General features: G+C 69.7%; 11 protein-coding genes and 2 pseudogenes. 7 read left to right on the forward strand and 6 right to left on the reverse strand.

The genetic code is table 11. The annotated features are described in order from the left end of the window. Positions 1-292: 292 nt before the first annotated feature. On the reverse strand, positions 293-775 hold the full coding sequence (locus AB5L52_RS39925; RefSeq protein WP_369368142.1) for an alpha-L-fucosidase: 483 nt from the start codon (positions 773-775) through the stop codon (positions 293-295). Further along, on the reverse strand, positions 775-1215 hold the full coding sequence (locus AB5L52_RS39930) for an alpha-L-fucosidase (RefSeq protein ID WP_369368143.1): 441 nt from the start codon (positions 1213-1215) through the stop codon (positions 775-777). The genes AB5L52_RS39925 and AB5L52_RS39930 overlap by 1 nt, the downstream gene beginning before the upstream one ends. Before the next feature lie 525 nt (positions 1216-1740). Between AB5L52_RS39930 and AB5L52_RS39935 the strand changes: the two genes are divergently transcribed. The 3 genes and pseudogenes from AB5L52_RS39935 to AB5L52_RS39945 form a co-directional block, all read left to right on the forward strand. Further along, on the forward strand, positions 1741-3180 hold the full coding sequence (locus tag AB5L52_RS39935) for an RICIN domain-containing protein (protein WP_369368144.1): 1440 nt from the start codon (positions 1741-1743) through the stop codon (positions 3178-3180). Positions 3181-3381: 201 nt separating this feature from the next. Then, a complete protein-coding gene (locus AB5L52_RS39940; protein ID WP_369369044.1) occupies positions 3382-4608 on the forward strand; it encodes an RNA-guided endonuclease InsQ/TnpB family protein in 1227 nt (408 codons plus the stop codon). A 24-nt stretch (positions 4609-4632) separates the two neighbouring features. Beyond that, a pseudogene (locus AB5L52_RS39945) lies at positions 4633-4929 on the forward strand (non-reducing end alpha-L-arabinofuranosidase family hydrolase); the annotation flags it as partial. Between the two features lie 97 nt (positions 4930-5026). Here the strand turns inward: AB5L52_RS39945 and AB5L52_RS39950 are convergent. Next, a complete protein-coding gene (locus tag AB5L52_RS39950) occupies positions 5027-5614 on the reverse strand; it encodes a TetR/AcrR family transcriptional regulator (RefSeq protein WP_351018701.1) in 588 nt (195 codons plus the stop codon). A gap of 171 nt (positions 5615-5785) precedes the next feature. Between AB5L52_RS39950 and AB5L52_RS39955 the strand changes: the two genes are divergently transcribed. The 4 genes and pseudogenes from AB5L52_RS39955 to AB5L52_RS39970 all read left to right on the forward strand — a co-directional run. Further along, positions 5786-9007, forward strand: coding sequence for a bifunctional cytochrome P450/NADPH--P450 reductase (locus AB5L52_RS39955; RefSeq protein ID WP_369368145.1), 3222 nt, complete (start codon positions 5786-5788; stop codon positions 9005-9007). Between the two features lie 195 nt (positions 9008-9202). After that, positions 9203-10384, forward strand: coding sequence for an MFS transporter (locus AB5L52_RS39960; protein WP_369368146.1), 1182 nt, complete (start codon positions 9203-9205; stop codon positions 10382-10384). A gap of 169 nt (positions 10385-10553) precedes the next feature. Beyond that, positions 10554-11900: a flavin-containing monooxygenase gene (locus tag AB5L52_RS39965; RefSeq protein ID WP_369368147.1), complete on the forward strand. Its 1347-nt coding sequence runs from the start codon at positions 10554-10556 to the stop codon at positions 11898-11900. Positions 11901-11959: 59 nt separating this feature from the next. Further along, positions 11960-12157 (forward strand): annotated as a pseudogene (locus tag AB5L52_RS39970) (GNAT family N-acetyltransferase); the annotation flags it as partial. A gap of 157 nt (positions 12158-12314) precedes the next feature. Here the strand turns inward: AB5L52_RS39970 and AB5L52_RS39975 are convergent. From AB5L52_RS39975 to AB5L52_RS39985, 3 genes are read right to left on the reverse strand one after another with little or no spacing between them, the layout of a single operon-like run. After that, positions 12315-13055: an FAD:protein FMN transferase gene (locus tag AB5L52_RS39975; protein WP_369368148.1), complete on the reverse strand. Its 741-nt coding sequence runs from the start codon at positions 13053-13055 to the stop codon at positions 12315-12317. Between the two features lie 4 nt (positions 13056-13059). After that, positions 13060-13437 carry an FMN-binding protein gene (locus tag AB5L52_RS39980; RefSeq protein ID WP_369368149.1) on the reverse strand — a complete coding sequence of 126 codons (378 nt, stop codon included), beginning with the start codon at positions 13435-13437 and terminating at the stop codon, positions 13060-13062. Positions 13438-13447: 10 nt separating this feature from the next. Then, on the reverse strand, positions 13448-14785 hold the full coding sequence (locus tag AB5L52_RS39985) for a ferric reductase-like transmembrane domain-containing protein (RefSeq protein WP_351018689.1): 1338 nt from the start codon (positions 14783-14785) through the stop codon (positions 13448-13450). Positions 14786-14871 lie beyond the last annotated feature (86 nt).

Here is a 14871-nt window from a genome sequence, read left to right on the forward strand (position 1 = left end):
CAGCCGCGGACCATTGGCTGGCGCTGCCCCGCCCTCCCCTGTCCCACACCGGGACCGCCCAAGGGGGCCGGCCAAGGGGGAGGAGCGTGCGCAGGAGAATCAACAGGCCGCCCGCCACGATGGGCCGCCTGCGCACCGCGAACGGACCCTCGCCGACGCCGGCTTCGCGCCCGACGAGCTGCTCACCCGGCTGGACGACCTGGTCATCCGCCTCGACCGGGCGGAGGGCCGGACCCCCGAGGGCAGACGGAAGGGCCCCGGGAGAGGGGCGGGGCGACCTGCCTCTGCGCCGTCACGGTCCCGTCGCCGGCCGATGCGACATGGCCCGGGCCGGACGCCCACCGCCCGTCCCGGTTACCCCCGACTGCATCGTCTTGTACGTGTAGCCGTACCGGCCGTCCACCGGTTCCCACGAGCCGCCGCGCGTGCCGTAGACGGCCTGACCGCAGGTGGTGAGGAAGGAGCCGATCCTGCGCACCACGGCGGCCTGGTCGGCGGGGACGACGCCGGTGCGGTCGGGGCCGACGTTGAGGAGGCAGACCATGTTCCGCACCCAGAAGTTGACCAGGATGTCCATGATGGTGCCGAAGCTCATCACGGGCGCGTCGGCTCTGTAGCCCCAGGATCCGCAGATGGTGAAGTTCTTCTCCGTCAGACGGCCGGTACGCATGGCACCGGTGGGGATCGCGCCGCCTTCCTCGCTGGTGTAGTCGCCTATCCAGCCGGAGCGCGGGTTGACCACGATGTCGGGCTGGTGCTTGCGTACCAGGCCCATCACGCCGAGGGGCGGCCTGTGGCGGAGTCGGTCTCGCTGTAGGCGGAGTTCGAGTCGGAGCCGTGCTGACCCAGCCAGCCGCCGTCCCAGTAGATGTCATCGATCTGGCCGTACTGGGTCATCAGCTCCTTGACCTGCTGGTACACCTCGTTCTTCATGATCCGCGCGTTCTCCTTGTGCGCGGGATCGGTGGTGTAACCCCACGTGTTGGGCAGGCAGTTGGCGCCGGTGACGTCGTAGTAGCCGGGATAGCGCCAGCTCATGGGGGAGTAGTAGAGACCGACCCTGAGGCCGGCGTCGCGTACGGCGGTGACGTACTCGCCGATCAGGTCCCGCCGCATCGGAGCCAGTCCGGCGTGGAAGGCGCCCGGGTGGGTGGACGGCCACAGGGCGAAGCCCTCGTGGTGACGGATCGTCATCACGGTGTACTTCGCGCCCATGTCCTCTCCGGCGGGACGGTGGAGTTCTCCATGTACCACTCGCCCCTGGCGGGGCCGGAGTAGACCCCTCAGCGGATGAACATGGGCGGGGGTCGCCGGCGTCGGTGAGACGGCCGCGGCAACCGCCATGGCGCTCACGCCGGTCAGCGCTCTGCACTCTGCGGCGACTGATCGGTTCGGGCAAGGTTCTCTCCTGACAGTTCACAGAACAGCACGGACGGTGTGCCGATTCAGGTTCAAAGCAAGCAGGTCGAGGGGCGTCCCGATGGTGGAGTCCATGCCGCAACGCAACAGGAACATTGGATGTATTACCGGGTACTGAGAGGCTGTTGTCCAGAGATCAGACGCAACTACCTCATGCAGCCAGGGCTTTCCTGCGTCGACTCGCTGGGTTGTCGAGCTTTTACATGGGATGTATCTACCGTGCCGTAGCTATTGACGAGGGCATGCCCGATCCTTAGTGTCCTGCGACGGATCCGAACAGATTCCAACAACAACAAGCAGCCTGCTCGGAGCGGAGTACCGATGCTCAGACGTGTGTTCCCCCCTTTCCTCGCCCTTGTCCTGGGCGTGTTCACGCTGCTCGTCGCCGGCGCCCCGGCCCAGGCCGCCCCGGTGACCGTGACCAACGGGACGCAGTTCACCGACACCACGGGAGCCGTGGTGCATGCCCACGGCGGCGGGGTGATCAAGGTGGGCGCGTACTACTACTGGTTCGGTGAGAACCGCAACCCGGACAACACCTTCAAGGCCGTGTCCGCCTACCGCTCGACCGACCTGAAGACCTGGGAGTTCAGGCGCAACGTGCTGACCCGGGCCAGCGATCCGGAGCTGGCGGTTGCCAACATCGAGCGGCCGAAGGTCATTTACAACAGCACGACCGGCAAGTTCGTGATGTGGATGCACAAGGAGAACGGCAGCGACTACAACGAGTCCCGTTCCGCGGTGGCCGTCTCCGACACCGTCGACGGCGACTACGTCTGGCGGGGCAGCTTCCGGCCGCCCTCCGGTACGACGTCCCGGGACATGACCCTGTTCAAGGACGACGACGGAACCGCGTACCAGGTCACCTCCGCGGCCGGCAACGCCGACCTGCACATCTACAAGCTCAACCCCGACTACACCGGCTACGACAGCCTGGTCGCCAACCCCTGGCCGAACAACTACCGTGAGGCACCGGCACTGTTCAAGCGCGACGGCGTCTACTTCATGCTCACGTCCGGCACCAGCGGCTGGAACCCCAACCAGCAGAGGTACGCCACCGCCACCAGCCTGGCTGGCCCCTGGACCGCCATGACCGAGATCGGCGACGCCACCACCTACGGATCCCAGACGGCGTTCGTGCTGCCCGTGCAGGGAACCTCGGGCACCTCCTACCTCTACATGGGCGACCGCTGGGGCAACTCCATGGGCGGCACGGTCAACGACTCGCAGTACGTCTGGCTGCCGCTGACCTTCCCGACCAGGGTCACCATGAACCTGCCGTGGTACCCGCAGGTCGCCATCGACACGGCCGCCGGCACGGTCACCGGAGTGGGCGGCGGTCCGTACTACCGCCTGGCCGCCCGGCACAGTGGCAAGTGCCTCGACATCACCGACAACTCCGCCGCCGACGGTGCGATCGCGCTGCAGTACTCCTGCAACGGTGGCCTCAACCAGCAGTGGCGGCTGCAGGACGCGGGCGACGGCTATGTCCGGGTGCTCGCCCAGCACAGCGGCAAGTGCCTGGATGTCGACGGGGGTTCCACCGCCGACGGCGCGTTCGTGAACCAGTACCACTGCACGACGGGCACCAACCAGCAGTGGCGGTTCGATGACCAGGGAGGCGGCTACTACCGCCTGGTCGCCCGGCACAGCGGCAAGTGCCTGGACGTCGCGAACGCCTCGACCGCCGAGGGCGCCCGCCTCATCCAGTGGCCCTGCGGTACCGGCACCAACCAGCAGTTCCGGCGGCCCGCGGTGTGAGACGGGCGGCAACGCCTGCCAACGATTCCCCCACGACACGGGACAGCGCTACCGGGATTCATTCGCTTCACCACCGGCGTTCACGCCGGTGGTGAAGCGAATCTGAACGTGGCGATGTGGAGCGTCGCCGAATCGTTCCAGCGGAGCTGGATTCGGCTGATCCGTCCCGAGCTGTCAGTGACTGGTGTTAGCGTCCGGATCATGCGGCTTCGGTATGCCTTCCGCCTCGACCCGACATCGGGTCAGCGCATCGCGCTGGCCAGAGCGTTCGGGTGCGCGCGGGTGGTGTACAACGACGTGATCGCGGCGCGGGAGCGGGCGCGGGCGGCAGGGGAGGCGTTCCCCACCGCGGCGGTGCTGTCGAAGGCGCTCGTCACCGAGGCGAAGAAGACCCGCGAGCGGCACTGGCTGGGCGAGGTGTCGGCGGTGGTGCTGCAGCAGTCACTGCGAGATGCGGACGGCGCGTACCGGAACTTCTTCGCCTCACTGAAGGGAGCCCGCAAAGGGGCGCGGGTGGGCGCGCCGCGCTTCAAGTCCAGGAGGGATGCCCGGCAGGCGATCCGGTTCACCCAGAACGCGCGCTGGAAGATTACCGGAGCCGGGCGGCTGCTGCTGCCGAAGATCGGCGAGGTGCGGGTGCGTTGGTCGCGGGCTCTCCCCTCGATCCCCTCCAGCGTCACCGTGATCCGGGACGCGGCGGGGCGGTTCTTCGCCTCCTTCGTCATCGAGTCCGACCCGGAGCAGGACCGAAGCCGCCTGGGCGAGCCGGACCTCGACAGCGTCCTCGGCATCGACCTCGGGTTGAGTCACTTCGCGGTCCTGTCCAACGGCACGAAGATCGACAGCCCGCGGTTTTTGCGCCGGGCGGAGAAGAAACTCAAGAAGGCCCAGCGGGAGCTGTCCCGCAAGCAGAAGGGATCGAAGAACCGGGCCAAGGCCGGCGTGAAGGTCGCCCGCGCCCATGCCAAGGTCACCGACGCGCGCCGCGAGTTCCATCACCAGCTCTCCACGAAAGTGATCCGCGAGAACCAAGCGGTCGCGGTGGAGGACCTGGCGGTCTGTGGACTGGCGCGCACCCGGCTTGCCAAGAGCGTGCACGACGCGGGATGGTCCGCGTTCGTGGGCATGCTGGAGTACAAGGCGAAGCGGTACGGCCGGACCTTTGTCAAGGTCGGCCGGTTCGAGCCCACCAGCCAGGTGTGCTCCACCTGCGGGATCAAGGACGGGCGCAAACCCCTTCACGTGCGGGAATGGACCTGCACGGCCTGCGGCACCCTCCATGACCGGGACCACAACGCCGCGAAGAACATCAAGGCCGCCGGACTGGCGGTGACAGCCTGCGCAGCGCCGGTAAGACCAGAACCCCTTCTGGCACAGCGCGAAGAAACAGGAAGCCACGGAAGCCCGCCCGATGCCCGTGCCGCGTAGCGGCACAGCACCGAGCGAGCAGGCCAGAATCTCCCTCCTTCAGGAGGGAGAGCAAGTCAATTCCGTTCCTTCACCTCGACCCAGCCTCACCGGCGGCTGGACCCCCTCGCCGGCCGCAGCAACGTCACCTTCCCGGGCGGCGCCTGGACCGAGGACATCAGCCACGGCGAGATGGTCCGCGCCGGCAACGACCAGACCCTGCCCATCGATCCCTGCCACATGCAGTACGTCTACCAAGGCGTGGACCCCAACGCCGGCGGTGACTACAACTCGCTGCCCTGGCGGATGGGCCTGCTCACCCAGACCAACTCCACCTGCTGACCGCCCGAACCGTATCGGGCATCCACGTCACCCCGCCGGGCAGCTCACCCGGCGGGGTGACGTGCTGTCTGCGTGTTTCCGCCGGTCGCGGGCGCCCTCAGGCCATGGCCAGGACGGCGGAGATCAGCGCCCGCAGGCAGACCCCTTCGGCCTCCTCGTCCGGCAGTGAGAGGTGCTGCATCGTCAGTCCGTCGAAGCCCGCGAGGAAGAACCTCGCGATGGTCTCGGCGGGCTGGGTGAGTCGGTGGCCGGTGCGTTCGGCGGCCTCACTGATCAGCTTCGTCGTCACGGCCGAGATGTCGCGCTGGTGGGCGTGCAGGGCCTCCTGGAGATGGGGCGTGCGCAGGGCGAACATGGACAGCTCCGTCAGGAGCTGGTGGGACGCGGGCTGTTCCAGCACGGTGCGCCACAGTGCCTCGGCGAGCGTGGAGATCGTGTCCTCGAAACTCGCGTCTGTGGGCGCGGCCCGCTCCACCTGGGCGACCAGGTCCTGGGTGAGCTGCTCCATGACGGCCCGGTACAGCTCTTCCTTCGTGCCGAAGGTGTAGTGCACGGTCGCCTGGGCCACACCCAGCTCGGCGGCGATGGCGCGGGTGCTTCCGGCGGCCACGCCCTCCCTGGTCATGAGATCGATGGCCGCCTTGATCAGTTGGGGGCGGCGCTCCGCCGCGGATACATGAGCCATGACGGCATCATACGACTCAGTCTGTCGAACAGGTCACTCGACAAGATTTACCCCTGGAAGGTTCCGTCAATCGACTGTGTCAACCAACACAATCAGTCGACATTGTCGAGTGACAATGTCGCCCGTATGGTTCTGGCCAGAGACAGCCTGCGCCGAACGAAAGGCAAGCTCATGACTCACGAGACCCTGCGCGGAACCGAGCCGATCCCCCAGCGGCGCGCCCTGCCCCTGGTCGGCCACGCGTTCGACATCCCGGGTGGCGCCGACGGCCTGCTCTATGTGATGAAGGAGGCCAAGGAGCTGGGGCCGCTGTTCAAGCTCCGCATCTTCGGTAACGAGATCAGCTTCGCCTCCGGTCTCGACCTGGTCACCGAGCTGGCGGACGAGAGCCGGTTCCGCAAGAACGTGCACCCCGACCTCGTGATCCTTCGGGAGATCGGCGGCGACGGGCTCTTCACCGCGTTCAACGACGAGCCCAACTGGCGCAAGGCCCACGACATCCTGATGCCGGCCTTCTCGCTCGGCGCGATGCGCGGCTACCACGCGACGATGCTCAAGGTGGCCCGGGAGCTGATCGGGAAGTGGGACCGGGCGGCCGGAACGGAGCCCGTGGACGTGGCCGGCGACATGACGCGGCTGACGTTCGACACGATCGGCCTGTGCGGTTTCGGCTACGACTTCGAGTCCTTCGGCCGCGAGGACTCGCACCCCTTCGTCACCGCCCTGTCGCGAGCGCTGGGCTTCGCCCAGGCCAAGGGGGAGTCCATCCCGGGCTCGGAGCTGTTCAAGTGGAAGCAGGCCGAGCGGTTCCGTGCCGACGTGACCCTGATGAAGGACCTGGTCGACGACGTGATCCGAGAGCGCCGGGCCTCCGGGGACCCGAGCACCGACGACCTGCTCGGGCGCATGCTGCACACCCGCGACGCGGTGACGGGCGAGCCCCTGGACGACGTCAACATCCGCTACCAGGCGATCACGTTCCTCATCGCCGGGCACGAGACCACCAGCGGAGCCCTGTCCTTCGCCCTCTACTACCTGACCAAGCACCCCGAGGTCCTCGCCCGCGCCCAGGCCGAGGTCGACGCGCTGTGGGGCGACTCGGACAGCCCCGAGCCGGACTACGGGGACATCGGCAAGCTCACGTACATCCGCCAGGTGCTCAACGAGGGCCTGCGGCTGTGGCCGACGGCGCCCGCGTACGCCGTGGAGCCGCTGGAGGACACCGTCATCGGCGAGAAGTACGCCGTGCGCAAGGGCGAGTCGATCCAGGTGCTCATCCCGCAGCTGCACCGGGACCCCGCCTGGGGCGAGAACGTCGAGCTGTTCGACCCCGACCGGTTCCTGCCCGAGCGGGAGGAGGAGCGGCCGGTCCACCTGTTCAAGCCGTTCGGCAGCGGCGAACGCGCCTGCATCGGCCGCCAGTTCGCGCTGCACGAGGCGACGCTGGTCCTCGCGCTGGTGATCCACCGCTACCGCCTGATCGACCACACCAACTACCAGCTGAAGATCAAGCAGTCGCTCACCCTCAAGCCCGACGCGTTCACACTGAACCTGGCTCGGCGCACCACCGGGGAGCGCCGCCTGCCCACCGCCGCGGCCGTCGCCGCGGGCAGCGCTCCCGCCGGCCAGAGCCGGCCCGCGGTCCGGCGCGCCACCGGAACCGCGCTGACCCTCCTGCACGGCTCCAACCTGGGCACCTGCGCGGGCATCGCCCGCGACCTGGCGGCGGACGGCGACGAGCGCGGCTTGACCCCGTCCATCGCTCCCCTCAACGACGCCGTGGGCAAGCTCTCCGCGGGTGACGGACCGGTGGTGATCGTGGCCGCCTCCTACAACGGCAGGCCCACCGACGACGCCACGGATTTCGTCGCATGGCTGGAAGGCCTGGAGCCCGGCGCGCTCGACGGCCTCCAGTACGCGGTCCTCGGCGTCGGCGACCGCAACTGGGCCGCCACCTACCAGCGCGTCCCCACCCTCATCGACGAGCGGCTCACCGCCGCGGGCGCCACCCCACTGCTGGCGCGCGGCGCCGCGGACGCCGCCGGCGACTTCGCCGGCACGGTGGACCGGTGGACCGGCGATCTGTGGACCGTCCTGCTGGAGCGGTACGGAGCCGCCGCACAAGCGCAGGAGGCCGAGCCGACCGCCGAACAGGAGACGGGGCTGTACGAGCTTCAGGACGCGACCGACTCGGTCATCGGCGGTCTCGCGGCACGACACGGCGTACAGCCGATGGAGGTGCTCGACGCGTACGAACTGGTCGACATGGACCACGCGTTGGGCCGCTCCAAGCGATTCCTGAGGCTGCGGCTGCCCGAGGGCGTCACCTACCGCACCGGCGACCACCTGGCCGTGCTCCCGAGCAACCCGGACGCCCTCGTGCGGCGGGTGGCCGACCGGTTCGGCCTCGACCTGGACCGCACCGTGCGACTGCGCGCCCGTCGCCGCAGCCGGGGCGCCCTGCCCGTAGACCGGCCGCTGACCCTGCGCCGCCTGCTCACCGACTTCGTCGAACTGCAGGACGCCGCCACCCAGGAACAGGTCGCCGTGCTCGCCGAGCACACCGCCTGCCCGCCCGAGCGCCGCCCCCTGGCCGACCTCGCGGCGGCGGATCCGGAGTCCTTCCACGAGCAGGTGACCGCCGCCGGACACAGCGTCCTGGACCTGCTGGAGCGCTACCGCGCCTGCGAGCTGCCCTTCGAACGCTTCCTGGAACTGCTGCCCGTCCTGCGCCCGCGCCACTACTCGATCTCCTCGTCCGCCGAAGCGGCACCCGGCGAGGTGGACCTGATGGTGTCGCTGCTCGCCGCGCCCCACCGCGGCGGCGAGGGGACGTTCCACGGCATCGCCTCGCACTACCTCCAGACCGTGCACGCCGGCGACACCGTCCAGGCCAGGGTGCTGCCCTGCAGCGAGGCCTTCCGCCTGCCGCAGGACGCGTCGGTGCCGGTGATCCTGGTCAGCGCGGGCACCGGTCTGGCACCCTTCCGCGGCGCGGTCCTCGACCGCCACCACACCCGGTCGACCGGAAGGCTGCTGTGCTACTTCGGCTGCGACCACCCCGACGTCGACTACCTCCACCGTGCGGAGTTCGAGGCGGCCGAGGCAGCCGGAGCCGTCAGCATGCGGCCCACCTTCGCCTGCGCCCCCGAGGACGGTGCCCGCTTCGTCCAGGACCGCATCGCCAAGGAGAGCGACGAGGTCTGGGCCGTACTGGAGGCCGGGGGACGCGTCTACATCTGCGGAGACGGCCGTCGTATGGCCCCGGCGGTGCGAGAGGCGTTCATGGCGATCTACCGCAAGAACACCGGCGCCGCCGACGAGGAGGCCACCGCCTGGCTGGCCGCCCTGACCGAGTCCGGCCACTACGTGGAAGACGTCTGGGCGGGCTGACCGCCGACGGTGCGGTGGCGTCGTCCACGGCACCCGATCCCCGATCGACGGGCCACGGACGTCCGACACGTCCGTGGCCCGTGCCCCGAAACGCGGCTCGTGCCCCCTGACTCGTGAGGCTCTCATGCTTGTTGCACACTCGGCGCTCCGCCGAGGAACGGTGGACGTCCCCAACTCCTCGCAGAGGAGCGGCCGGTGAACGCGCGCAGCGCCTCCGCCCTGACCTTCGGCGTGGCGGTGGCGCTCATCGCCGGAGTCACCCTTGGCAATGGCGGGGCGAACGTGATGCCCGTCTTCGTCGACGACTTCGCGTCACGCTTCGGGCTCTCGGACTCCGGCGCCGGGATCGTGGCCGCGAGCCAGCTGACGGCGACGGCGGTGGTGACGCTGCTGCTGGCCAAGCGGGCCGCGCGGCCTGGCCGGGTGCGGATGACCCGCCTCGGTCTGGCTCTCGCGGGAGCCGGCTTCCTGGGAGCGGCGGCGGCCACCGAGCCGGTGACCCTGGTCCTGGCCAACCTGGTCCTCGGCGCGGGACTCGGCGCGGTCTACGCGGCGGCCACGGCGGCGCTCGCCGCCACCGACGACGCCGACAAGGCGTCCGCCGTCACCATCTCCGGCACGGTCGGCGTGACGGCACTGCTGATCATTGGCGTCCCCGCGGCCAACCACGACCTCGGGGAGGGCTCCGGCTTCCTGCTCATGGCGTTGTGCTGTCTCGCCGCCCGGCCACTGATACGCCGGCTCCCGGACGGCCCCTCCACACCGGACGCCGGGTCCGCCGGCACGGCAGAGACGACCGCGGCCAGGCCGCCGGTGGTTCTGCTCCTCGGGACCGCGCTCCTGTGGACCGTCACCCAGGGCGCGTGGTCGTACGCCTCGGTCCTCGGCCGTCAGCACACCGGGATGTCCCACTCGGCCGTGTCGGCCGTCCTCGCGATCTCCAGCGTCGTGGCGCTCATCGGCGCGGTGGCGGGTCCGGTGGCGGCGCGGCGCTTCGGGCGCATGCGGTCGATGGCCGTCTTCGTCACGGCACAGGCCCTCGCGATGGCGGTCCTGGTCCTCACCCACGACCCCGTGCTCTTCACCGTCGCGGCCGTCCTCTGGCAGGCCTGCCAACTGGCCGTCCTGGTGCAGATGCTCGCCGCCGCGGCGCTCATCGACCCGACCGGGCGTCTGGTCGCCTCCCTCAGCGGCGCGGGCGCCCTGGGCACCGGCATCGGACCGCTCGCCGTCGGAGCCGTCCTCGACGCCGCCGGGGCCGACGTGCTCGGCCTCGTCCTGGCGCTCGGCACCGTCATCGCCTCGCTGCCCCTGCTCCGGATGACGGTGGCCGGCACGGAGGCATCGGCCGAGAGGAAGCTCGCACCCTCCTCGTGAAAGCAGCCACCACCCCGACATACGCCCGCCACTGTGCCCCGATCCCGGCGCCGAGGCATGTCCCTGGCCGCTGCGGTCCCCTCTGTGGCCGCAGGGGTCAGTTCCCGCCGGCCGCCCGGTGCATAGGTTCCCCGCAATACCTGAGACATCCGAGCAAGGAGGCGGACTGGTGAGTGAGAACCAGTACGACACCTGTGTGATCGGTGCGGGACCCGCAGGGCTGGCGGCCGCGAGGGCGCTGGCCGAGCGGGACCTGCCGTACACGCACATCGAGCGCCACACCGGACCGGGCGGACTGTGGGACATCGACAACCCGGGCAGCCCGATGTACGAGTCGGCCCACTTCATCTCCAGCAAGACCCTCTCCGGCTTCGGCGGCTATCCGATGCCGGACCACTTCGCCGACTACCCGCCGCACCGGCAGATCCTGTCCTACCTGACGTCGTTCGCCGAGGCATACGGGCTCCGGGACCGCATCGAGTTCGGCACCGAGGTCCGCAGCGTGGACAAGAACCCGGACGGCACCTGGACGGTCACCCGTGCCGACGGCCGGGCCGGCACACACCGGCATGTCGTCGTGTGCACGGGCGCGCAGTGGCACCCCAACGTCCCCGACCTGCCCGGTGACTTCACCGGAGAGATCCGCCACACGATCACTTACCGCAGCAGCGCCGAACTGCGGGGCAAGCGGGTGCTGGTGGTGGGTGCGGGGAACTCCGGGCTGGACATCGCCTGCGATGCGGCGCGGTCCGCCGACCACGCGGCGATCAGCATGCGCCGTGGCTACTGGTTCATCCCCAAGCACCTGTTCGGCCGGCCGGTGGACACCATCGCCGCGGGCGGCCCCCACCTGCCGATGTGGCTGCAGCAGAAGGTGTTCGGCGGCTTGCTGCGCTGGCTCAACGGCGACCCGCGCAGGCTCGGCCTGCAAAAGCCCGACCACAAGCTGTTCGAGACCCATCCGGCCCTCAACTCGCAGCTGATCCATCACCTCCAGCACAGGGACATCACGGCCAGGCCCGGCATCGCGCGCACCGCGGGCCGGACAGTGCACTTCACCGACGGCACCAGCGACGACTTCGACCTGATCCTGCTGGCCACGGGATACGTCCACAAAGTTCCCGTCGCGCAGAGCTACTTCGGCGACGAGCAGCACCCCGACCTCTACCTGTCCTCCTTCTCCCGCGAGCACGAGGGCCTGTTCGGCGTCGGCTTCGTGGAGACCAACTCCGGTGCCTACCAGCTCTTCGACAGCCAGGCCCAGTTGATCGCCTCCTTCATCCGGGATGCAAGGGACGGGCTGCCGACCGCCGGGCGGTTCGCCCGCATGATCCGCAGCGACCGGCCGGACCTCTCCGGCGGACTGACGTTCGTCGACTCGCCACGCCACACCGGCTACGTCCACAGCGATGCCTTCGTGAAGTACCTCGGCAAGGTCGCCGGAGGGATGGGCTGGCGTACCGCGGGACTTCCGCCTCGGGCGACGTCCGTGCGACAGGAGGCGGTGGCGTCATGACGTACGACTTCCGTGACAAGGTCATCCTGGTGACCGGCGGTGCCGGAGGCATCGGCAGTGACCTGGCCGGGTTCGTCGCCGTTTCGTACTCCGGCTGGAACTGTCGGCTGACCATCGAGGACATCGAGATCGCTCCGGAGCTCCGGAGCTCCGGAGCACCGGGGCAGGGGGTCGGCCGCGCGCTGATGGGGCTCGCGGTGGAGTTCGGCCGCGAGCGGGGTGCCGGGCACCTCTGGCTGGAGGTCACCAACGTCAACCGGGTCGCAAGGGCCGAACCCGGCCCCCTCGTGGTCGGCCCGACCACGAGCCCGACCAGGACCCCCTTGTCCAGGTCGGCTACCACTCAGGCAGGGCGAGTCCACCGCCGCGGCGCGGGAGGCCCGCCGCCCGCTCCGCCCCCAGGCAACCGGTCGGTCACGCAACCGCCGCCGTCTTGCCTGCGACCGCAAATCCCTCCGTCCGCAGCACATGTCCACCGGCGTCCACGGCGAACACCTCGCAGCCCGGCAGCGAGGCGGCCCACTCGATGCCCTTCACGCCCATCGCGAAGGCCGCCGTCGCGACCGAGTCCGCCTCCGTCAGGGTGGCGGCCACGACGGTCAGGCTGAGCAGCCCGGTCGCCGGGAGGCCCGTGCGGCCGTCGATGATGTGGTCGCCGCGTTCGTAGCGCGCGGAGGTCGCGACCGCCCCGTCGGTGAGTTCGAGGACGGTGCACAGCTTGTCGGCGTGTTCGGGGTGCCGTACGCCGACCCGCCAGGGCCCGCCGGCGGCGACCACGTCACCGCCGGCGTTCAGGACGAACCTCTTCGCGCCGGCCGCCTTCAGCAGCTCTGCCGCTCGCTGCACCGACCAGCCCTTGACCACCGCACAGGGGTCAAGGCGGCGGCCGGGCAGCCATACGTCGAAGGCGCCGCCCGTCGCGATCCGGTAGTGCTCGCACAGGTCGAGGACCTCGACGAGATCGTCGCTGAGCTCGTGCGGCCCCAGCTCGCCCCGGTCGTAGCGGGACACCTCGCTGTCCGGCCTGAACGGGCTGAACCGGGCGTCGACCTCACGCAGCCACGCGAAAACCGCGTCGCCGGCCGACTCCGGAACGTCCTCGTCGTCGACCCGGAGTGAGACGGGGAAGCTCATGACGTGTTCGACCCGGTGCATCGGATCACCCCTCCGCATCGATCGCGGCCTGGAGGGACTTCTTGTAGGCGTCGCTGGTGATGGTCGCGCCGGACACCGTGTCGATGTCCGCGCTCTGCGCATTCAGTGTCTCCGCGACCAGCTTCGGCACCGCGGCCGTCGTCTGCGGATGGTTCGGCTGCTGCAGCATCCTCACAGCGGTGATCCTGTCGCCGTCGAAGGTGACCTGGACCTGCACGGGGCCCTTGGAGGTGTTCACCGTCGGGCCCTTGACGCCGGTGCCGGAGGAGGAACCCGAGGACGAGGAGGCGGAGGGCGTCGATACGGGAGCCGACGGCGTGTAGCGCCAGACGGGGACAAGGCCCGCGATGCTCAGGACGACGACAGGTATGGCTCGCTTCACGATGTCTCTCTCATCCCGCCAGGCTGAAACGCTCGAAGTGGATCTGCTGCTTGGGCACGTTCAGCTCGCCCAGGCTGCGCAGCACCGCGTTCATCATCGGCGGCGGCCCGCACAGGAAGACGTCCCGGTCGGCGATGTCCGGCACCAGCCGCGCCAGCTCGCTCGGCGCCAGCCTGTCGGGGACGGGCGAGCCGGTGACCAGGTGCAGTTCGGCGCCCTTGGCGAGGGCGATTTCACGCAGTTCGTCGTAGAGGACGGCGTCCCGGTCCGAGGAGACCCGGTAGAGGACGACCGCGTGGCCCTCGATGTCCTCCAGGATGGCCCGGATCGGGGTGACGCCGACGCCGCCCGCGATGAGCAGGGACTCGGACCTCACACGGTGCAGCGTGGTGAAGGCGCCGTAGGGCCCCTCGGCGAAGACGCGCGTGCCGACCTTCATGTGCCGCAGGGCGGCGCTGCCTCTGCCTGCCGCCTTGGCGGTCAGGCGCAGAGTGCTGCCGTCGGGGGCGGCCGAGAGGGAGAACGGGTTGGCCTGCCACCAGCGGTCGCGGGTCAGGAACCGCCACAGGAAGAACTGGCCGGCCTGCGCGGGGAGCCGTTCCAGGTCCTTGCCGGTGACATAGACAGAGACCACGTTGTCGGACTCGGGGACGACCGCCGAGACACGGAACTGGTGGCGCGTGTTGCGCCACAGCGGCAGCGCGAGGCGGCCCAGGACGACCGCGCCGAGGGCCAGGCCCCACACCCCGTACCAGTACACCTTCGCGGCGGACGACGCGGTGAACGTCGTACCGACCGCGACCTGGTGCGTGAAGGCGAGTACCACGGCGACGTACGTGTACAGGTGGATGAAATGCCAGGTCTCGTAGGCGAGGCGGCGGCGGGCGTAGCGGGCCGAGACGGCGCCGACGACGACGATGATGCCGAACGCGACGATCGCGCGGAGCACGCCCTGCGTCGTCCGGGCGAGGTCGACGAGCTCGGTGATTGGGCCGACACCCGCGCCTTCGGCGTAGCCGAAGGTGATGAAGACGGCGTGCGCGAGCAGCGTCCACAGCAGGGCGAAGCCGGTCCAGCGGTGCCAGGAGGTCAGCCGGTCCATGCCGATGCGGCGGTCGAGCCATGGCAGCCGGGCCACCAGCACCAGCTGGAAGGCCATGACGAGCGCGCCGTAGAGGCCGAAGAGGCGGCCGATGACGATCAGCGCGTTGGAAGCGAAGCCCGCCTGGGCGAAGAAGTAGGCGACCACGCCGGCGTTCGCGGCGAGCACGGCGTACAGGCTCGTACGGGCCACCACCCTGGGGCGTATCGCCGTGGGGGGCGCAGGGGGCGATTGGACGGTCGTCACGGGACGGCAGCTCCTTCATCGGATCCTGGGGAGACCGAGCTTGGCTGGCGGGAGCTGTCGATAACCTGTCGTACAACTTACAACTA

The organism is Streptomyces sp. CG4 (assembly GCF_041080655.1).
In the GTDB taxonomy this organism is placed as follows: domain Bacteria; phylum Actinomycetota; class Actinomycetes; order Streptomycetales; family Streptomycetaceae; genus Streptomyces.